18 protein-coding genes are annotated in these 20,836 nt (G+C 58.5%); all 18 read left to right on the top strand.

Features of this window, described 5'->3' with window-relative positions; all coding sequences use genetic code 11:
• The first annotated feature begins 158 nt into the window (after window positions 1-158).
• The 18 genes from RHM56_RS05925 (at window position 159) to nuoJ (ending at window position 20,836) form a co-directional block, all read left to right on the top strand.
• A complete protein-coding gene (locus RHM56_RS05925; protein ID WP_322239500.1) occupies window positions 159-2,381 on the top strand; it encodes an NADP-dependent isocitrate dehydrogenase in 2,223 nt (740 codons plus the stop codon).
• A 193-nt stretch (window positions 2,382-2,574) separates the two neighbouring features.
• Window positions 2,575-3,021 carry an NUDIX hydrolase gene (locus RHM56_RS05920; protein WP_322239498.1) on the top strand — a complete coding sequence of 149 codons (447 nt, stop codon included), beginning with the start codon at window positions 2,575-2,577 and terminating at the stop codon, window positions 3,019-3,021.
• A gap of 59 nt (window positions 3,022-3,080) precedes the next feature.
• The gene (mnmA, locus tag RHM56_RS05915) at window positions 3,081-4,214 is read left to right on the top strand and encodes a tRNA 2-thiouridine(34) synthase MnmA (RefSeq protein WP_322239496.1); all 1,134 of its coding nucleotides are present in this window, start codon (window positions 3,081-3,083) and stop codon (window positions 4,212-4,214) included.
• The gene (gene hflD / locus RHM56_RS05910) at window positions 4,211-4,834 is read left to right on the top strand and encodes a high frequency lysogenization protein HflD (protein WP_322239494.1); all 624 of its coding nucleotides are present in this window, start codon (window positions 4,211-4,213) and stop codon (window positions 4,832-4,834) included. Before mnmA ends, hflD begins: the two co-directional genes overlap by 4 nt.
• Before the next feature lie 128 nt (window positions 4,835-4,962).
• On the top strand, window positions 4,963-6,333 hold the full coding sequence (purB, locus tag RHM56_RS05905; protein WP_048382493.1) for an adenylosuccinate lyase: 1,371 nt from the start codon (window positions 4,963-4,965) through the stop codon (window positions 6,331-6,333).
• An 83-nt stretch (window positions 6,334-6,416) separates the two neighbouring features.
• Window positions 6,417-7,583 carry a cupin domain-containing protein gene (locus tag RHM56_RS05900; RefSeq protein ID WP_322239491.1) on the top strand — a complete coding sequence of 389 codons (1,167 nt, stop codon included), beginning with the start codon at window positions 6,417-6,419 and terminating at the stop codon, window positions 7,581-7,583.
• On the top strand, window positions 7,576-7,998 hold the full coding sequence (locus RHM56_RS05895; RefSeq protein ID WP_322239489.1) for a GNAT family N-acetyltransferase: 423 nt from the start codon (window positions 7,576-7,578) through the stop codon (window positions 7,996-7,998). Before RHM56_RS05900 ends, RHM56_RS05895 begins: the two co-directional genes overlap by 8 nt.
• Window positions 7,999-8,197: 199 nt before the next feature.
• The gene (locus RHM56_RS05890) at window positions 8,198-8,926 is read left to right on the top strand and encodes a secretin N-terminal domain-containing protein (RefSeq protein WP_322239487.1); all 729 of its coding nucleotides are present in this window, start codon (window positions 8,198-8,200) and stop codon (window positions 8,924-8,926) included.
• A gap of 249 nt (window positions 8,927-9,175) precedes the next feature.
• Window positions 9,176-10,501 (top strand): isocitrate lyase, encoded by a 1,326-nt coding sequence (gene aceA / locus RHM56_RS05885; protein ID WP_322239485.1) that lies wholly within the window; start codon window positions 9,176-9,178, stop codon window positions 10,499-10,501.
• A 600-nt stretch (window positions 10,502-11,101) separates the two neighbouring features.
• Window positions 11,102-11,515 (top strand): NADH-quinone oxidoreductase subunit A, encoded by a 414-nt coding sequence (locus RHM56_RS05880; RefSeq protein WP_003446990.1) that lies wholly within the window; start codon window positions 11,102-11,104, stop codon window positions 11,513-11,515.
• Between the two features lie 10 nt (window positions 11,516-11,525).
• Window positions 11,526-12,200: a NuoB/complex I 20 kDa subunit family protein gene (locus tag RHM56_RS05875; protein WP_016780200.1), complete on the top strand. Its 675-nt coding sequence runs from the start codon at window positions 11,526-11,528 to the stop codon at window positions 12,198-12,200.
• A 73-nt stretch (window positions 12,201-12,273) separates the two neighbouring features.
• Entirely contained in the window at window positions 12,274-14,058 is a 1,785-nt protein-coding gene (nuoC, locus tag RHM56_RS05870) for an NADH-quinone oxidoreductase subunit C/D (protein WP_322239483.1), read from the top strand.
• A gap of 2 nt (window positions 14,059-14,060) precedes the next feature.
• Entirely contained in the window at window positions 14,061-14,558 is a 498-nt protein-coding gene (nuoE, locus tag RHM56_RS05865) for an NADH-quinone oxidoreductase subunit NuoE (protein ID WP_048368551.1), read from the top strand.
• Entirely contained in the window at window positions 14,555-15,910 is a 1,356-nt protein-coding gene (nuoF, locus tag RHM56_RS05860; protein ID WP_322239481.1) for an NADH-quinone oxidoreductase subunit NuoF, read from the top strand. The genes nuoE and nuoF overlap by 4 nt, the downstream gene beginning before the upstream one ends.
• A 133-nt stretch (window positions 15,911-16,043) precedes the next feature.
• Complete coding sequence (gene nuoG, locus RHM56_RS05855; protein WP_322239479.1) at window positions 16,044-18,758, top strand: NADH-quinone oxidoreductase subunit NuoG; 2,715 nt, start codon at window positions 16,044-16,046, stop codon at window positions 18,756-18,758.
• Window positions 18,755-19,762, top strand: a complete 1,008-nt coding sequence (nuoH, locus tag RHM56_RS05850) for an NADH-quinone oxidoreductase subunit NuoH (RefSeq protein WP_322239477.1) — start codon at window positions 18,755-18,757, stop codon at window positions 19,760-19,762. The genes nuoG and nuoH overlap by 4 nt, the downstream gene beginning before the upstream one ends.
• Before the next feature lie 12 nt (window positions 19,763-19,774).
• Window positions 19,775-20,323: an NADH-quinone oxidoreductase subunit NuoI gene (nuoI, locus tag RHM56_RS05845; protein WP_016780194.1), complete on the top strand. Its 549-nt coding sequence runs from the start codon at window positions 19,775-19,777 to the stop codon at window positions 20,321-20,323.
• 9 nt (window positions 20,324-20,332) lie between these two features.
• The gene (gene nuoJ, locus RHM56_RS05840; protein WP_322239475.1) at window positions 20,333-20,836 is read left to right on the top strand and encodes an NADH-quinone oxidoreductase subunit J; all 504 of its coding nucleotides are present in this window, start codon (window positions 20,333-20,335) and stop codon (window positions 20,834-20,836) included.

The following is a 20,836-nucleotide window of genomic DNA, read 5'->3' as shown; positions in this document are numbered from 1 at the left end:
GCCGTTACCCCGGCTCGACCGCTTGACGCTCTACTGATGCATTCACATCACCGCGAAGAACCTCGACTTTCGGCTCATTGTTCACTGTGAACGAAAGCGCCTACCCTGCGCATCTCGAGTATCTGAGCACGCTCAGCAAAGAAGAGAGTTAATCCGAAATGCCCAACCGTTCGAAGATCATCTATACCTTCACCGACGAAGCTCCGGCGCTCGCCACCTATTCACTGCTGCCTATCATCGAGGCCTTCACCGCCAGCGCTGATATCGCCGTCGAGACGCGCGACATCTCTCTGGCAGGCCGCATCCTCGCAAGCTTCCCCGAGCAATTGGGTGACAAGGCTGTAGCAGACCACCTCGCCGAACTGGGCGCCCTGGCCGTTACCCCTGAAGCCAACATCATCAAGCTGCCTAACATCAGCGCCTCGGTCCCGCAATTGCAGGCCGCGATCAAAGAACTGCAAGCGCAAGGCTTCAACATTCCGGACTACCCGGAAACTGTCACCACTGACGCCGAAAAAGAAACCAAGGCGCGTTACAGCAAAGTGATGGGCAGCGCCGTGAACCCGGTACTGCGCGAAGGCAACTCTGACCGTCGCGCACCGCTGTCGGTTAAAAACTACGCTCGCAAGCACCCGCACAAAATGGGCGCCTGGGCCGCAGACTCCAAGTCTCACGTTGCCCACATGAGCGAAGGCGATTTCTACGGCAGCGAAAAAGCAGCCCTGATCGAAGCCCCGGCCAGCGTTAAAATCGAATTGATCGCTCAAGACGGCACCACCACCGTCCTGAAAGAGAAAACCACCGTGCAAGCCGGTGAGATCATCGATTGCTCCGTGATGAGCAAAAATGCCCTGCGCCAGTTCGTAGCGGCCGAAATCGAAGACGCCAAGAAACAAGGCGTGCTGTTCTCGGTTCACTTGAAAGCCACCATGATGAAGGTTTCCGACCCGATCATGTTTGGTCAGATCGTGGCTGAGTTCTACAAGGATGCGCTGGAAAAACACGCTGACGTCCTGAAAGAAATCGGCTTCAACCTGAACAACGGTATTGGCGACCTCTACGCCCGTATCAAGGCCTTGCCAGCTGAGAAACAAGCTGAAATCGAAGCTGACATCCAGGCTGTTTACGCCGATCGCCCTGCACTGGCGATGGTGAACTCCGACAAAGGCATCACCAACCTGCACGTGCCAAGCGACGTTATCGTCGACGCCTCGATGCCTGCAATGATCCGTGACTCCGGCAAAATGTGGGGCACTGACGGCCAACTGCACGACACCAAGGCTGTGATCCCGGATCGCTGCTACGCAACCATCTACCAAGCCACGATCGAAGACTGCAAAAAGCACGGCGCTTTCGATCCAACCACAATGGGCAGCGTGCCAAACGTTGGCCTGATGGCGCAAAAGGCCGAAGAGTACGGCTCTCACGACAAAACCTTCCAGATCAAAACACCTGGCGTTGTTCGGGTTACCGACAGCAACGGCAACGTGCTGATGGAACAGAAGGTTGAAGAAGGCGACATCTGGCGCATGTGCCAGGCCAAAGATGCACCGATCCGCGACTGGGTCAAACTGGCCGTTAACCGCGCGCGCGCCAGCAACACCCCGGCCGTGTTCTGGCTGGACCCACAGCGTAGCCACGACGCACTGATGATCGAGAAAGTTCAGACCTACCTGAAGGATCACGACACCAGCGGCCTGGACATTCGCATCATGTCGCCGGTTGAGGCCATGAAGTTCACGCTGGAGCGCACCCGTGCAGGCCAGGACACCATCTCGGTGACCGGCAACGTACTGCGTGACTACCTGACTGACCTGTTCCCGATCATGGAACTGGGCACCAGCGCCAAAATGCTGTCGATCGTACCGCTGATGAATGGCGGCGGTCTGTTCGAAACAGGCGCAGGCGGTTCGGCTCCGAAGCACGTTCAACAGCTGCTGGAAGAAAACTTCCTGCGTTGGGACTCGCTGGGTGAGTTCTTGGCTCTGGCTGCTTCCCTGGAGCACCTGGGCACGACCTACAACAACCCGAAAGCGTTGGTATTGGCCAAGACTCTGGACCAGGCCACTGGCCAGTTCCTGGACAACAACAAATCGCCATCGCGCAAAGTCGGCAATATCGACAACCGCGGTAGCCACTTCTACCTGGCGCTGTACTGGGCTCAAGCCCTGGCTGCCCAGACTGAAGACAAAGAGCTGCAAGCCCAATTTGCCCCAGTGGCAAAAGCCATGGCCGAGAACGAGGCAAAAATTGTTGCCGAACTCAACGCCGTGCAGGGCAAGCCTGTCGACATCGGTGGTTACTACCACGCAGATGCCGACAAGGTGAGCACCGTCATGCGCCCTAGCGCAACACTGAACGCGATCATCGCGTCTGTGTAAGAGCAACACGTAACACCACAAACCCCGGCCCACGACGCCGGGGTTTGTGGTTTTACGGGCCATACAAACCCTGTGGGAGCGGGCTTGCTCGCGATAGCATCACCGCGTAAAAAGCACAGACTGAAGCGCCTGCATCGCGAGCAAGCCCGCTCCCACAGGGGATATGCATCCACCAATAAACCGAGACCCTCACATGGAATGGAAACCCCACATCACCGTCGCCACGGTCGTCGAAGACAACGGCCGCTTCTTGATGGTTGAGGAGTACAGCGGCGAACGCGCCGTGCTCAATCAGCCCGCCGGGCATCTGGACCCGAATGAAACCCTGATCGAAGCCGCCATTCGCGAAACCCTCGAAGAAACCGGCTACGACGTCGAGCTGAGCGGCGTCATCGGTATTTATTTGTACACCGCCCCCAGCAATGGCGTGACCTATCAGCGCGTGTGCTTCGCTGGCAAAGCCATTAAGCATCACCCTGAATACACCCTGGACACCGGCATCATCGGCCCGCTGTGGCTGACCCGCGACGAACTAATAGCGCAACGCCATCGCTGGCGCAGCGAGTTGAGCCTGCACTGCATTGACGATTATCTGACCGGCAAATTGTTCGACCTCACGTTAATCCGCCCTTCGGTTTAGCCTTGAGCGCTCGGGCCTGCTAGAATCGCGTCCTTTTTCAAGACACTCATTGAAACCTTATGCGTGATCCAGCCTTAGTCGCCCCCGAAAAACAGCGCGTCATCGTCGGCATGTCCGGTGGTGTTGACTCTTCCGTTTCCGCCGTTCTGCTCATGGAGCAGGGCTACCAGGTGGAAGGCCTGTTCATGAAGAACTGGGAGGAGGACGACGGAACGGATTACTGCACCGCCATGGATGATCTGGCAGACGCCCAGGCCGTGTGCGACAAAATTGGCATCAAGCTGCATACCGCCAACTTTGCCGCCGAATACTGGGACAACGTGTTTGAGCACTTCCTGGCTGAATACAAGGCCGGGCGCACGCCCAACCCGGACATCCTGTGCAACCGCGAAATCAAGTTCAAGGCGTTCCTCGACTACGCCCTGATGCTGGGCGCAGACCTGATCGCTACCGGCCACTACGTGCGCCGTCGCGACATTGACGGCCGCACAGAGCTGCTCAAGGGCCTTGACCCAAACAAAGACCAAAGCTACTTCCTGCACGCCGTTGGCGGCGAACAGATCGCCAAGACCTTGTTCCCGGTTGGCGAACTGGAAAAACCAGAAGTGCGCCGCATCGCTGAAAAACATGGCCTGGCCACCGCCAAGAAGAAAGACTCCACCGGTATCTGCTTTATTGGCGAACGCCGCTTCAGCGACTTTCTCAAGCAGTACCTGCCTGCACAGCCGGGCGAAATCAAAACCACCGAAGGTGAAGTCATTGGCCGTCACCACGGCCTGATGTACCACACCATCGGTCAACGCCAGGGCCTGGGCATTGGCGGCCTGAAAGACGCCAGCGACGAACCGTGGTACGTACTGATCAAAGACCTGGAACACAACGAGCTGATCGTTGGCCAAGGCAACGATCACCCATGGCTGTTTTCACGCGCCCTGCTCGCCTCCGAGATCTACTGGGTCAACCCGATCGACCTGAGCACGCCATTGCGCCTGACAGCCAAGGTCCGGTATCGCCAAAGCGACCAGCCGTGCACCCTTGAAAAAACCGCTACCGGCTACCGCGCGACTTTCGACGACCCGCAGCGCGCCGTGACACCAGGCCAGTCCGTGGTGTTCTACGACGGTGAAATCTGCCTGGGCGGCGGCGTTATCGAAGTGGCCGAGCCATGGACCAGCAAGGGCCAGCACGCATGAACCCCACTCAGGAGCAACTGATAGCTCTTGGCGGCGTGTTTTTCGCCGCCGTGCTGGTCGACAAGATCGCCAAGACTGGCCAGATCAGCGAGGCCGATCTGGCCTGCATGCTCGGCAGCTTGTTGGTGCGTGACCCCAAGGACACACTCGAAGTCTATGGTGGCGACGACATCAACTTGCGCGAAGGCTATCGTGCCCTGATTGGCGCGCTCGAGCGCGACCCCAACACCCTGCAACGCGAGCCGCTGCGCTATGCGCTGTCGATGTTGGGCCTTGAGCGTCAATTGGCCAAGCGCAACGACATGCTTGAGCTGATCGGCAAACGCCTGCCACAGATCCAGTCACAGGTTGAGCATTTTGGCCCCGCCCATGAAAACGTGGTGGCGGCATGCGGCGGGCTGTATCAGGACACCCTGAGCACCCTGCGCCAACGCATTCAGGTGCATGGCGACATGCGCAACCTGCAACAACCGAACAATGCTGCAAAAATTCGTGCCCTGCTGCTGGCCGGCATCCGCTCCGCGCGACTCTGGCGCCAATTGGGCGGGCATCGCTGGCAACTGGTCTTCAGCCGCCGCAAGCTGCTCAAAGAGCTTTATCCGATGATGCGCGGCAACTGAAACACTTAAGTACACACACGTTGTAAGTTCGTTACGCGTAAGACGCCGGTCAGTTGGCAACGGATCGGCCGTTTTTTTCATGTATGATACGCGCCCCATTTCGTTGCCCGACTGTCCGAGAACACCCCATGCAGCTTTCTTCGCTCACTGCGGTTTCCCCTGTTGACGGCCGCTACGCCGGCAAAACCCAGGCCCTGCGCCCAATTTTCAGCGAGTACGGCCTGATCCGTGCCCGCGTTCTGGTTGAAGTTCGCTGGCTCCAGCGTTTGGCCGCTCACGCTGCCATCCCTGAAGTCCCGGCTTTCTCCGCCGAGGCAAACGCCGTTCTGAATGAACTGGCCGAAAACTTCTCTCTGGAGCACGCCGAGCGCGTCAAAGAGATCGAGCGCACCACTAACCACGACGTAAAAGCCATTGAGTACCTGCTCAAAGAACAGGCTGCCAAGCTGCCTGAACTGGCCAACGTCAGTGAGTTCATCCACTTTGCGTGCACCAGCGAGGACATCAACAACCTGTCCCACGCCCTGATGCTGCGTGAAGGCCGCGATGACGTGATGCTGCCGCTGATGCGCCAAACGGCCGAAGCCATCCGTGAGCTGGCAATCCGCTTCGCTGACGTGCCGATGCTGTCGCGCACCCACGGTCAACCGGCTTCGCCTACCACCTTGGGCAAAGAACTGGCCAACGTGGTTTACCGCCTGGAGCGTCAAATCGCTCAAGTGGCCGCTGTTCCGCTGCTGGGCAAAATCAACGGCGCCGTAGGCAACTACAACGCCCACCTGTCGGCCTACCCGCAGATCGACTGGGAAGCCAACGCCCGCGCCTTCATCGAAGACGAACTGGGCCTGGGCTTCAACCCGTACACCACGCAGATCGAGCCGCACGACTACATCGCCGAGCTGTTCGACGCCATCGCGCGCTTCAACACCATCCTGATCGATTTCGATCGCGACATCTGGGGCTACATCTCGCTGGGCTACTTCAAGCAGCGCACCATCGCTGGCGAAATCGGCTCCTCGACCATGCCGCACAAGGTCAACCCAATCGACTTCGAAAACTCCGAAGGCAACCTGGGTATCGCCAACGCGCTGTTCCAGCACCTGGCCAGCAAATTGCCAATTTCCCGCTGGCAGCGCGACCTGACCGACTCCACCGTACTGCGCAACCTCGGTGTCGGCTTTGCCCACAGCGTGATCGCCTACGAAGCCAGCCTCAAAGGCATCAGCAAGCTTGAGCTCAATGCTCAAAAAATCGCTGCTGACCTGGACGCTTGCTGGGAAGTACTGGCCGAGCCGATCCAGACCGTGATGCGCCGCTACAACATTGAAAACCCGTACGAGAAGCTCAAAGAGCTGACGCGCGGCAAGGGCATCAGCCCTGAAGCACTGCAAACGTTCATCGACGGCCTTGAAATGCCGGAAGCGGCCAAAGCCGAGCTGAAGCTGCTGACGCCTGCCAATTACATTGGCAACGCGGTCGAGCAAGCCAAACGCATCTGATCGCTGCAACGACCTATTAACGCCCGGCCGTGCCGGGCGTTTTTATTCCCGATTACAAAGCGCATTTTTTCAATAGGTTACACATGAATCCTGATACTCCTCTTCAACTTCTGGGCGGCATCACGGCGCGCGAGTTCATGCGCGACTACTGGCAGAAAAAACCGCTGCTGATCCGCCAGGCCATTCCTGACTTCGAAAGCCCGATCGACGCCGACGAACTGGCCGGTCTGGCGCTGGAAGAAGAAGTCGAATCGCGCCTGATCATCGAGCACGGCGAGCGCCCATGGGAATTGCGCCGCGGCCCGTTCGCTGAAGACGAATTCGGCAAGCTGCCAGAGCGCGAGTGGACCCTGCTGGTGCAAGCGGTTGATCAATTCGTGCCTGAAGTCGGCGAATTGCTGGAAAACTTCCGCTTTCTGCCAAGCTGGCGCATTGACGACGTGATGATCAGCTACGCAGCTCCCGGCGGCAGCGTAGGCCCGCACTTCGACAACTACGACGTATTCCTGCTGCAAGGCCACGGCAAGCGCCACTGGCAGATCGGTCAGATGTGCGATGCCGACAGCAAGCTGCTGGAACATGCCGACCTGCGCATTCTGGCCGACTTCGAAGCCACCGATGAGTGGACCCTGGAACCGGGCGACATGCTGTATCTGCCGCCACGCCTGGCGCACTGCGGTGTGGCAGTCGATGACTGCCTGACCTACTCGGTGGGCTTCCGCGCCCCGAGCGCAGCAGAAGTGCTGACCCACTTCACCGACTTCCTGAGCCAGTACCTGTCGGATGAAGAGCGCTACACCGATGCCGACGCACAACCGGTGAGCGATCCACACCAGATCCAGCACGACGCACTGGGCCGCCTCAAAAGCCTGCTGACCGAACACATGAGCGACGAGCGCATGCTGCTGACCTGGTTCGGCCAGTTCATGACCGAGCCGCGCTACCCGGAACTCGTGGTTGGCCCAGAACTCGAAGAACCAGAGCTGATCGACAGCCTGGAACAGGGCGCTATCCTGATCCGCAACCCGAGCGCACGCCTGGCCTGGTCTGAAGTGGACGATGACCTGCTGTTGTTCGCCAGCGGCCAAAGCCGCCTGTTACCGGGTAAACTGCGCGAACTGTTGAAAATGATTTGTGCCGCCGATGCGCTGCACAGTGAAAACCTCGGCCCATGGCTGGCCGATGAAGACGCAAGCAACCTGCTCTGCGAGCTGGTTAAACAAGGAAGCCTGGGGTTTGCCGATGAATAGCATCCACGTACGTGTCGCCGACTGGCATAAGGACAACGCCGAACTTCGACGCATTCGTGAGGCGGTGTTTATTGCCGAACAATCGGTACCTCCAGAACTGGAGTGGGATGCAGACGATGCCGATGCCGTGCATTTTCTGGCCTATGAAGGCGACTTTCCGATTGGTACCGCCCGGCTGCTGCCGGATGGCCATATCGGGCGAGTGTCGGTCCTCAAAGACTGGCGCGGCCTGAAAGTCGGTGACGCCTTGATGCAGGCCGCTATCAGCGAAGCTGAAAAGCGCGGCCTCAAACAACAAAAGCTCAGCGCACAAGTGCACGCCACGCCGTTCTATGAGCGCCTGAGCTTCAAAATCGTCAGCGATGAATTCCTGGAAGCAGGCATTCCACACGTTGATATGGAGCGCACCAGCTGATCGCCACCCTGTAGCCGCTGCCGCAGGTTGCGATAAGGGCCGAAGGACCTTCATCAAGGGTCGCTTCGCAACCCATCGCAGCCTCCGGCAGCGGCTACAAAGGCACGTCACAAAACGCCCTGCCATCTTCGGATCGCAGGGCGTTTTGCTATCTGCCACACTCCGCAGGCATTTTTCACGTATTGCGGAGATAACGGACATGTCCCTACGCACCCTCATCGCTAGCCTGCTAATGGTCTTCAGCATTAGCGCACTAGCTGACACCAAGGTCATCACTCTGCAAAACCGTACCAGCGCCGATTTGCTGCCGATAGCGCAGAACTTTATCGGTAAAAACGGCAAAGTCAGTGCCTACGGCAATCAGCTGATTGTCGAAGCAGCCCCCTCGAAAATTCAAAATCTCGAAAATCTGCTGGCACAACTCGACACACCCGCCAAGCGCTTGCTGATTACGGTCGACACCCGCGACAACGCCCTGCCCGACTCCAATCCAGACACCCGCGTGATCAGTACCGCCAGCCGCGAAGGTGGCATTCAACAGATTCAAGCCACTGAAGGCGTCCCCGCGCAGATCCGGATCGGCCAAAGCGTACCCCTCACCAGCACACAAACGGATGCCTACGGACGGGTGCTGGCGCAGACCGATTACCGCGATGTTACTCGGGGTTTTTACGTCACGGCCAACGTTACAGGTGAAACGGTACACCTCGCGATCAGTACGCATCTCGACACCATGAGCCAAGAGCAGCCCGATGTAGTGAACGTGCAAAATACCGACACACGCATCAGCGGCCCACTGGGTCAGTGGATCACTCTGGCGGGTATCAGCAACCAGAATCAAGCCGGCCAAAACGCTACAACCCTCACGTACTCTACCCAAGGCCGAGATGACATGACGGTGCGGGTCAAAGTAGACGCTCTCGACTAAAAGGCCCAAAACTGACTGATGAGTCGCATCAGAGCAAATATGTAGTGCCGTGAAAAAAGCACTACAAAACGTTTGACGGCTTAAAAATGCGAAGGCATGATGGCCCCGCTCCCGCTAATCAGAGCCCCTGCAAAGAGCCCTGGATGCCTTATAGCGAACAGCCATTCACGCACTGACTCAAACATTATTGCTGTGTGCTGGTGGAGCAAAAATTTTTCAACCCAGACCTATGCGACGAGGTTTATCTCCATGGCACTGACACGCGAACAGCAAATTGCAGCCCTTGAAAAAGACTGGGCCGAAAATCCACGCTGGAAAGGCGTGACTCGCGATTATTCCGCTGCTGACGTGGTCCGCCTGCGTGGCTCGGTTCAACCTGAGCACACCTTCGCAAAATTGGGCGCTGACAAGCTGTGGAAACTGGTGACACAGGGCGCACACCCGTCCTTCCGTCCTGAGAAAGATTTCGTCAACTGCATGGGCGCCCTGACCGGGGGCCAAGCAGTTCAACAGGTTAAAGCCGGCATCCAGGCTATCTACCTGTCGGGTTGGCAAGTGGCAGCAGACAACAACTCTGCTGAATCCATGTACCCCGATCAGTCGCTATACCCGGTGGACTCGGTCCCAACCGTGGTCAAGCGCATCAACAACTCATTCCGTCGCGCCGACCAGATCCAGTGGAAAGCCGGTAAAAACCCGGGCGACCAGGGTTATGTCGACTACTTCGCACCGATCGTCGCCGACGCAGAAGCCGGTTTCGGTGGCGTACTGAACGCTTACGAACTGATGAAGAGCATGATCGAAGCAGGCGCCGCTGGCGTTCACTTCGAAGACCAGCTGGCGTCGGTTAAAAAATGCGGCCACATGGGCGGCAAGGTTCTGGTTCCTACCCAAGAAGCCGTACAGAAACTCACCGCTGCACGTCTGGCGGCTGACGTTGCTGGCACGCCGACCATCATCTTGGCGCGTACCGACGCTAACGCGGCAGACCTGCTGACCTCGGATTGCGATCCGTACGACCAGCCGTTCGTGACGGGCGAGCGCACTAAAGAAGGCTTCTACAAGGTGCGTGCTGGCCTGGACCAGGCTATCGCTCGCGGCCTGGCTTACGCACCGTATGCCGACCTGATCTGGTGTGAAACCGCCAAACCAGATCTGGAAGAAGCCCGCCGCTTTGCTGAAGCGATCAAAAAGGAATACCCGGACCAACTGTTGTCGTACAACTGCTCGCCTTCCTTCAACTGGAAGAAAAACCTGGACGACGCGACCATCGCCAAGTTCCAGCGCGAACTGTCGGCCATGGGTTACAAGCACCAGTTCATCACCCTGGCCGGTATTCACAACATGTGGCACAGCATGTTCAACCTGGCGCACGACTACGCCCGCAACGACATGACTGCCTACGTGAAACTGCAAGAGCAAGAGTTCGCTGACGCCGACAAAGGCTACACCTTCGTGGCGCACCAGCAGGAAGTGGGCACTGGCTACTTCGACGACATGACCACTGTGATCCAGGGTGGCTCGTCCTCGGTCACCGCTCTGACCGGCTCGACTGAAGAAGAACAGTTCCACTGATAACTGCTTCTCAGTGATTGGCGCCCCGACTGGTTCGGGGCGTTTTTTTGCCTGCAAATCGCACACCTTTGTAGTCGCTGCCGAGGCACGAAGGCTGCGAGCTGTTTATAAGCAGCCATGACGATCAAGAGCTCGCAGCCTTCGTGCCTCGGCAGCGACTACGAGATCAGAGAGGGGGATCAGGTCAATCCAACAAAACCCTGACTCAGATCCATAAACTGAAACGTGAAGCAGGTTACAAAGCCAAGTTCAAAACTTGCCAATTGCGCTTATATAAGCCAAGTTCAATGGGTTAACCGTACTGCGTCACAACAGCGCAGCCCTTAAACGATATTAATTATCATTTAGAGTTGCTTTTGTTGATTACCTTCGCGGTAAAACATATTCCCTGAAATACGCTGTAATGCCCGTATCACATGGCTTACGTAGACTTTAAGGAGTCATCTACCACTAAAGGATTGAATTAATTCATCTTAGAAAATTTACTTGCTGGGTGTTTAGCCATAAAATCCCGGCCATCAATAGCGCTGCGACATATCGTCACTGCTTTATTACCTTTTTAAGCTCAGAGACCTTTGCTCTCTGTTAAGGATTTCCAGCATGCCCGAAGCGACAGGACTCATAGCCCACAACTGGGGCTTTGCCATTTTCCTTCTCGGCGTTGTCGGCCTTTGTGCCTTCATGCTCGGCGTCTCCAGCCTTCTCGGGTCAAAAGCCTGGGGGCGCAGCAAAAACGAACCGTTCGAGTCCGGCATGCTACCTACAGGTGGCGCCCGCTTGCGGCTCTCAGCCAAATTCTATCTGGTCGCGATGCTGTTCGTGATCTTCGATATCGAAGCCCTCTTTCTCTTTGCATGGTCTGTGTCTGTTCGCGAAAGCGGCTGGACCGGATTCGTCGAAGCTCTCGTTTTCATAGCAATTCTGTTGGCAGGCCTTGTCTACCTATTTCGAGTGGGTGCTCTTGATTGGGCACCGGAAGCTCGTCGTAAGCGGCAGGCCAAGCTGAAACAATGAGGCTTTGGCAATGCAATACGAACTCACCAGGATCGACCCGGATGCTCCTAACGAGCAGTACCCGATCGGCACACGGGAAACCGTTGCCGATCCGTTAGAAGATCAAGTCCACAAAAACATTTTCATGGGCAAGCTTGAAGACGTGCTGAACGGCACGGTCAACTGGGGGCGTAAAAACTCCCTGTGGCCGTACAACTTCGGCCTGTCGTGCTGCTACGTGGAAATGACCACCGCCTTCACGGCGCCCCACGACATCGCGCGCTTTGGTGCCGAAGTTATCCGGGCATCGCCGCGTCAGGCGGATTTCATGGTTATTGCCGGGACCTGCTTCATCAAGATGGCGCCGATCATTCAGCGTCTCTATGAGCAAATGCTTGAGCCTAAATGGGTGATTTCCATGGGTTCTTGCGCCAACTCCGGTGGCATGTACGACATCTACTCCGTGGTTCAAGGGGTCGACAAGTTCCTGCCCGTGGACGTTTACGTGCCAGGCTGCCCACCCCGCCCAGAGGCTTTCCTGCAAGGCTTGATGCTCTTGCAAGAGTCGATTGGCCAGGAGCGTCGCCCACTTTCCTGGGTTGTCGGCGAACAAGGCGTTTATCGCGCCGAGATGCCGTCCCAAAAGGAACAGCGCCGCGAACAGCGTATTCAGGTCACTAACCTGCGCAGCCCCGACGAAGTCTGATCCAGCGCCGCTTCTTTTATAGAACGAAACACTGGCCTCATTCTTTACGTTGACCGAAAGCGATAAAAAAACCATGACTACAGGCTCCGCTCTGTACATCCCGCCTTACAAGGCTGACGACCAAGATGTGGTTGTCGAACTCAATACCCGTTTTGGTCCTGAGGCGTTCACCGCCCAGGCCACACGCACCGGCATGCCGGTGCTTTGGGTTACCCGCGCAAAACTGGTTGAAGTCCTGACCTTCCTGCGCAACCTGCCTAAACCTTACGTCATGCTCTATGACTTGCATGGTGTGGACGAACGTCTGCGTACCAAGCGTCAGGGCCTGCCATCGGGTGCAGACTTCACGGTCTTCTACCACCTGATGTCGCTTGAGCGTAATAGTGACGTAATGATCAAGGTTGCCTTGTCCGAGAGCGACCTCAGCCTGCCGACCATCACCGGTATCTGGCCGAACGCCAACTGGTACGAGCGTGAAGTCTGGGACATGTTCGGGATCGACTTCAAAGGTCACCCGCACCTGTCGCGCATCATGATGCCGCCGACCTGGGAAGGTCACCCGCTGCGCAAGGACTTCCCGGCGCGAGCCACTGAGTTCGACCCGTACAGCCTGACCCTCGCCAAAGTGCAGCTGGAAGAAGAAGCCGCACGCTTCCGTCCTGAAGACTGGGGCATGAAGCGTTCCGGCGAAAACGAGGACTACATGTTCCTCAACCTGGGCCCGAACCACCCTTCGGCTCACGGCGCCTTCCGCATCATCCTGCAACTGGACGGCGAAGAAATCGTCGACTGCGTGCCTGACGTCGGTTACCACCACCGTGGTGCCGAAAAAATGGCTGAGCGCCAGTCCTGGCACAGTTTCATCCCGTACACCGACCGTATCGACTACCTCGGCGGCGTGATGAACAACCTGCCGTACGTGCTCTCGGTCGAGAAACTCGCAGGCATCAAGGTGCCAGATCGGGTCGACACCATCCGCATCATGATGGCCGAGTTCTTCCGTATCACCAGCCACCTGCTGTTCCTGGGGACTTACATCCAGGACGTGGGCGCCATGACCCCGGTGTTCTTCACCTTCACCGACCGTCAGCGCGCTTACAAAGTGATCGAAGCCATCACCGGTTTCCGTCTGCACCCGGCCTGGTACCGCATCGGCGGCGTTGCCCACGACCTGCCAAATGGCTGGGATCGTCTGGTCAAGGAATTCATCGACTGGATGCCCAAGCGTCTGGACGAGTACCAGAAAGCCGCTTTGGACAACAGCATCTTGCGCGGTCGTACCATCGGCGTCGCGGCCTACAACACCAAAGAAGCCCTGGAATGGGGCGTCACCGGTGCTGGCCTGCGTTCGACCGGTTGCGACTTCGACCTGCGTAAAGCGCGCCCGTACTCCGGCTACGAGAACTTCGAATTTGAAGTGCCGCTGGCGGCCAACGGCGACGCCTACGATCGTTGCATCGTGCGCGTCGAAGAAATGCGCCAGAGCCTGAAAATCATCGAGCAGTGCATGCGCAACATGCCAGCCGGCCCGTACAAGGCGGATCACCCGCTGACCACGCCGCCGCCTAAAGAGCGCACGCTGCAGCACATCGAGACCTTGATCACGCACTTCCTGCAAGTTTCGTGGGGCCCGGTCATGCCGGCCAACGAATCCTTCCAGATGATCGAAGCGACCAAGGGCATCAACAGTTATTACCTGACGAGCGATGGCGGCACCATGAGCTACCGCACCCGGATTCGCACTCCAAGCTTCCCGCACCTGCAGCAGATCCCTTCGGTGATCAAAGGCGAAATGGTCGCGGACTTGATTGCGTACCTGGGGAGTATCGATTTCGTTATGGCCGACGTGGACCGCTAAGCATGAACAGCACGCTTATCCAGACAGACCGTTTCGCCCTGAGCGAAACCGAGCGCTCGGCCATCGAGCACGAGATGCATCACTACGAAGATCCACGCGCAGCGTCGATCGAAGCCCTGAAGATCGTTCAGAAGGAACGCGGCTGGGTGCCGGATGGCGCGGTATACGCCATCGGCGAACTGCTCGGCATTCCAGCCAGCGACGTTGAAGGTGTGGCCACGTTCTACAGCCAGATCTTCCGCCAGCCGGTTGGCCGTCACATCATTCGCGTGTGCGACAGCATGGTCTGCTACATCGGTGGCCACGAGTCCGTGGTTGGCGAAATCCAGAGCAAGCTCGGCATCGGCCTCGGCCAGACCACCCCGGACGGCCGCTTCACGCTGCTGCCAGTGTGCTGCCTGGGCAACTGCGACAAGGCGCCGGCGTTGATGATCGACGACGACACATTCGGTGACGTGCAGCCTGCTGGCGTCGCCACGTTGTTGGAGGGCTACCCATGACCCTGACTTCTTTCGGCCCTGCCAACCGCATCGCGCGTTCGGCAGAAACTCACCCTTTGACCTGGCGTCTGCGTGACGACGCCGAGCCGGTATGGCTCGACGAGTACCAGGCCAAAGACGGTTACGCGGCAGCCCGCAAGGCGTTCGCTGACATGGCTCAGGACGACATCGTCCAGACCGTCAAGGACGCTGGCCTCAAAGGTCGCGGCGGCGCGGGCTTCCCCACGGGCGTGAAGTGGGGGCTGATGCCTAAAGACGAATCCATGAACATCCGTTACCTGCTGTGTAACGCCGATGAAATGGAACCCAACACCTGGAAAGACCGCATGCTGATGGAGCAACTGCCCCATCTGCTGATCGAAGGCATGCTGATCAGTGCCCGCGCACTGAAAACCTACCGTGGCTATATCTTCCTGCGTGGCGAATACACCACCGCGGCCGTGCACCTGCGTCGTGCGGTCGAAGAAGCCAAGGCAGCAGGCCTGCTGGGCAAGAACATCCTCGGTTCAGGCTTTGACTTCGAACTGTTCGTGCACACCGGCGCCGGGCGTTACATCTGCGGTGAAGAAACCGCACTGATCAACTCCCTCGAAGGCCGTCGCGCCAACCCGCGTTCCAAGCCGCCGTTCCCGGCTGCTGTGGGCGTGTGGGGCAAACCGACCTGCGTGAACAACGTTGAAACCCTGTGCAACGTGCCAGCCATCATCGGCAACGGCGTTGACTGGTACAAATCCCTCGCCCGCGAAGGCAGCGAAGACCACGGCACCAAGCTGATGGGCTTCTCCGGCAAAGTGAAGAACCCTGGCCTGTGGGAACTGCCGTTCGGCGTGACCGCTCGCGAGCTGTTCGAAGACTACGCGGGCGGCATGCGCGAAGGCTTCAAGCTCAAGTGCTGGCAGCCAGGCGGCGCCGGTACGGGCTTCCTGCTGCCAGAACACCTGGACGCACAAATGTACGCCGGTGGCATCGCTAAAGTCGGCACCCGTATGGGTACAGGCCTGGCGATGGCAGTCGACGACAGCGTCAACATGGTGTCCTTGCTGCGCAACATGGAACAGTTCTTTGCACGCGAATCGTGCGGTTTCTGCACCCCTTGCCGTGATGGCTTGCCCTGGAGCGTCAAGCTCTTGATGGCCATCGAGAAAGGTGAAGGTCAGCCCGGCGATATCGAGACCCTGCTGGGTCTGGTCGGTTTCCTCGGCCCAGGCAAGACGTTCTGTGCGCACGCACCGGGCGCCGTGGAGCCATTGGGCAGCGCGATCAAATACTTCCGTCCAGAGTTCGAAGCCGGTATTGCGCAAGCAAAACCTGGCGCCGTCCCGCTGGCACGCCCGATTGTAATCGGCGCGTAACGTTCTGAATGAGGGTGGTCCGTGCCGCCCTCTGATCGTTCGATGACGCCCTGAAGGCTGTGTTGATTCGAACGCATAACAAGATTCCATTAGCCACGCCCGCTGACACCGGGCCAACGAAGAACTTTGAACCATGGCCACTATCCACGTAGACGGCAAAGAGCTCGAAGTCGATGGGGCAGACAACCTGTTACAGGCTTGTTTGTCGCTAGGACTCGATATTCCGTATTTCTGCTGGCACCCTGCCCTCGGCAGCGTTGGTGCCTGTCGCCAGTGCGCGGTCAAGCAGTACACCGACGAGAACGACACCCGTGGTCGTATCGTCATGTCCTGCATGACGCCAGCCACTGACGGAAGCTGGATTTCCATCGAAGACGAAGAAGCGAAAGTGTTTCGCGCCAGCGTCGTCGAATGGCTGATGACCAACCACCCGCACGACTGCCCGGTCTGCGAAGAAGGCGGTCACTGCCACCTGCAAGACATGACCGTGATGACCGGCCATAACGAGCGCCGTTATCGCTTCACCAAGCGGACCCACCAGAACCAGGAACTCGGCCCGTTCATCTCTCACGAAATGAACCGCTGCATCGCCTGCTATCGCTGTGTGCGCTTCTATAAAGACTACGCTGGCGGCACCGACCTCGGTGTATTCGGCGCCCACGACAACGTGTACTTCGGTCGCGTTGAAGACGGCACGCTTGAAAGCGAGTTCTCCGGCAACCTCACCGAGGTCTGCCCGACCGGTGTGTTCACCGACAAGACTCACTCCGAGCGCTACAACCGCAAGTGGGACATGCAGTTTTCGCCAAGCATCTGCCACGGCTGCTCCAGCGGCTGCAACATCAGCCCGGGCGAGCGTTACGGTGAACTGCGTCGCATCGAAAACCGTTTCAACGGTTCGGTGAACCAGTACTTCCTGTGTGACCGTGGCCGTTTCGGCTATGGCTACGTCAACCGCGCCGACCGTCCACGCCAGCCGCTGCTGGCCGATGGCACCAAGCTGGGCCTGGACGCTGCGCTGGACAAGGCTGCTGACCTGCTGCGCGGTCGCAACATCGTCGGTATCGGATCGCCACGCGCCAGCCTCGAAAGCAACTACGCGTTGCGCGAGCTGGTGGGCGCCGAGCACTTCTACTCCGGCATCGAAGCCGGTGAGCTGGAGCGCATCCGCCTGGTGCTGCAAGTGCTCAAGGACAGCCCGCTGCCTGTGCCGAACATGCGCGAGATCGAAGATCACGACGCCATTTTCGTCCTCGGCGAAGACCTGACCCAGACCGCCGCCCGTATGGCGCTATCGCTGCGTCAATCGGTTAAAGGCAAGGCCGAAGACATGGCCGACGCCATGCGCGTTCAGCCTTGGCTCGACGCTGCGGTGAAGAACATCGGCCAACACGCGCTGAACCCGCTGTTCATCGCCAGCCTGGCTGAAACCAAGCTCGATGACGTGGCTGAAGAATGCGTACACGCCGCACCGGATGATCTGGCGCGCATCGGTTTCGCCGTGGCGCATGCCCTCGACGCCAGCGCACCTGCCGTGACCGGTCTGGACGCTGAAGCCCTTGAGTTGGCCAAGCGCATTGCTGACGCCCTGCTCGCGGCCAAACGCCCACTGATCATTGCCGGCACTTCGCTGGGCTCCAACGCCCTGATCGAAGCCGCAGGCAACATCGCCAAAGCCCTGCACCTGCGCGAAAAAGCCGGCTCCATCAGCCTGGTTGTGCCAGAAGCCAACAGCCTTGGCCTGGCCATGCTCGGCGGCGAATCGGTAGACGCTGCGCTGCAAGCGGTCATCGACGGCAAAGCCGACGCGATCGTGGTGCTCGAAAACGATCTGTTCACTCGTGTGGATGCGATCAAGGTCAACGCTGCACTGGACGCTGCCAAAGTGGTCATCGTTGCTGACCATCAGAAGACTGCAACCACGGACCGTGCCGACCTGGTACTGCCTGCTGCCAGCTTTGCTGAAGGCGACGGTACGCTGATCAGCCAGGAAGGCCGCGCCCAGCGCTTCTTCCAAGTGTTTGAGCCGCGCTACCTGGACGCGAACATTCTGATCCACGAAGGCTGGCGCTGGTTGCACGCCCTGCGCAGCACCCTGCTGAACAAGCCGATTGACTGGACCTTGCTTGACCACGTGACCCAGGCCACTGCGGCCAGCAATGCGGCCTTGGCCAATATTGTTGAAGCAGCACCGTCTGCGGCGTTCCGCATCAAGGGCATGAAGCTGGCGCGCGAACCTTTGCGTTACAGCGGCCGCACGGCGATGCGCGCCAACATCAGCGTGCACGAACCGCGCACCCCACAAGATCCGGACACTGCGTTCGCATTCTCGATGGAAGGTTACTCGGGCTCCGTAGAACCGCGCCAACAAGTGCCGTTCGCCTGGTCGCCGGGCTGGAACTCGCCACAAGCGTGGAACAAGTTCCAGGACGAAGTCGGTGGGCACATCCGCGCTGGCGACCCGGGCATCCGCCTGATCGAAAGCCAGGGCGATGCGCTGAGCTGGTTCGCCAACATTCCGGGTGCCTTCAACCCGGCACGTGGCACGTGGCACGTCGTGCCGTTCTATCACCTGCTGGGCAGCGAAGAGAACTCTTCCAAAGCCGCGCCGGTACAAGAACGCATTCCTGCCGCTTACATCGCATTGGCCAAGTCCGAAGCCGACCGTCTGGGCGTCAATGATGGCGCGCTGCTGAGCTTGAACGTGGCTGGCCTGACCCTGCGTCTGCCACTGCGTGTCAACGAAGAGCTGGGTGCAGGTCTGGTGGCATTGCCCGCTGGCTTGCCAGGTATTCCGCCCGCGATCTTTGGCCTTACCGTTGACGGTTTGCAGGAGGCAGCCCAATGACTTGGTTTACGCCTGAAGTGATCGACGTGATTATCTCGGTGGTGCAAGCCGTGGTGATTCTGCTCGCCGTTGTGGTGTGCGGCGCGCTGCTCAGCTGGGTAGAACGTCGCCTGCTGGCCCTGTGGCAAGACCGTTACGGTCCGAACCGCGTTGGCCCGTTCGGCGCGTTTCAGATTGCCGCTGACATGATCAAAATGTTCTTCAAGGAAGACTGGACGCCACCGTTTGCCGACAAGGTGATTTTCACCCTGGCACCGGTTGTGGCCATGAGCGCCTTGCTGATCGCTTTCGCGATTATCCCGATCACCCCGACCTGGGGCGTGGCGGATCTGAACATCGGCATCCTGTTCTTCTTCGCCATGGCCGGTCTGTCGGTGTACGCGGTGTTGTTCGCTGGCTGGTCCAGTAACAACAAGTTCGCCTTGCTCGGCAGCTTGCGGGCCTCGGCCCAGACCGTGTCGTACGAAGTGTTCATGGGCCTGTCGCTGATGGGCATCGTGGTGCAGGTTGGCTCGTTCAACATGCGCGACATCGTCGAGTACCAAGCGCAGAACCTGTGGTTCATCATTCCGCAGATCTTCGGTTTCCTGACCTTCTTCATCGCTGGCGTCGCGGTGACTCACCGTCACCCTTTCGACCAGCCAGAAGCCGAACAGGAACTGGCCGATGGTTACCACATTGAATACGCCGGCATGAAATGGGGCATGTTCTTCGTCGGTGAATACATCGGGATCGTGTTGATCTCGGCGTTGCTGGTGACTTTGTTCTTCGGTGGCTGGCACGGGCCTTTCGGCATCCTGCCGCAGATTCCGTTTATCTGGTTCGCCCTGAAGACCGCGTTTTTCATCATGATCTTCATCCTGCTGCGCGCGGCTATTCCGCGTCCACGGTATGACCAAGTGATGGACTTCAGCTGGAAGTTCTGCCTGCCGCTGACCCTGATCAATTTGCTGGTGACCGCTGCCGTCGTGTTGCTGAACACGCCTGCAGTCGCGGCTCAGTGAGGATAAAGACCCATGTTCAAGTACCTGTTTGACATCGTGCATGGCACCTACACCCAGCTTCGCAGCTTGGTGATGGTGTTTGGCCATGCCTTCCGCAAGCGTGACACGCTGCAATACCCGGAAGAACCGGTCTATCTGCCACCGCGTTACCGTGGCCGAATCGTCCTGACCCGCGACCCGGACGGCGAAGAGCGTTGTGTAGCCTGCAACCTGTGCGCCGTAGCGTGCCCGGTGGGTTGCATCTCGCTGCAAAAAGCCGAAACCGAAGATGGCCGTTGGTACCCGGAGTTCTTCCGCATCAACTTCTCACGCTGCATTTTTTGCGGCCTGTGTGAGGAAGCCTGCCCGACCACCGCGATCCAGCTGACGCCGGATTTCGAAATGGCCGAGTTCAAACGTCAGGATCTGGTGTACGAGAAGGAAGATCTGCTGATCTCCGGTCCCGGCAAGAACCCTGATTACAACTTCTATCGTGTTGCGGGTATGGCCGTTGAGGGCAAGCCGAAAGGTGCTGCTCAGAACGAAGCCGAGCCGATCAACGTGAAGAGCTTGCTGCCTTAAGGAAGAACGATGGAATTCGCTTTCTATTTCGCATCGGGTGTCGCTGTCGTGTCCACGCTACGCGTGATCACCAACACCAACCCTGTGCACGCCCTGCTCTACCTGATTATTTCGCTGATTGCCGTGGCGATGACGTTCTTTAGCCTGGGCGCACCGTTTGCCGGTGTACTCGAAGTGATCGCCTACGCCGGTGCCATCATGGTGCTGTTCGTGTTCGTGGTCATGATGCTCAACCAGGGCCCGGCCTCGGTGACGCAAGAACGCCATTGGCTCAAGCCCGGCATCTGGATCGGACCCAGCATTCTGTCCGCCATTCTGCTGGCCGAACTGCTGTACGTGCTGTTCGCTCACCAGAGCGGTGCAGCAATCGGTCAAACCACCATTGATGCAAAAGCCGTGGGCATCAGCCTGTTCGGCCCGTATCTGCTGGTGGTAGAACTCGCCTCGATGCTGTTGCTTGCCGCAGCTGTGACGGCGTTCCACTTGGGCCGCAACGAGGCGAAGGAGCAATAA

It is taken from the genome of Pseudomonas sp. CCC3.1 (assembly GCF_034347405.1).
Lineage (GTDB): Bacteria > Pseudomonadota > Gammaproteobacteria > Pseudomonadales > Pseudomonadaceae > Aquipseudomonas.
The sequence above is the reverse complement of the archived record's forward strand: the minus strand, read 5'-3'. Positions and strand labels throughout refer to the sequence as shown.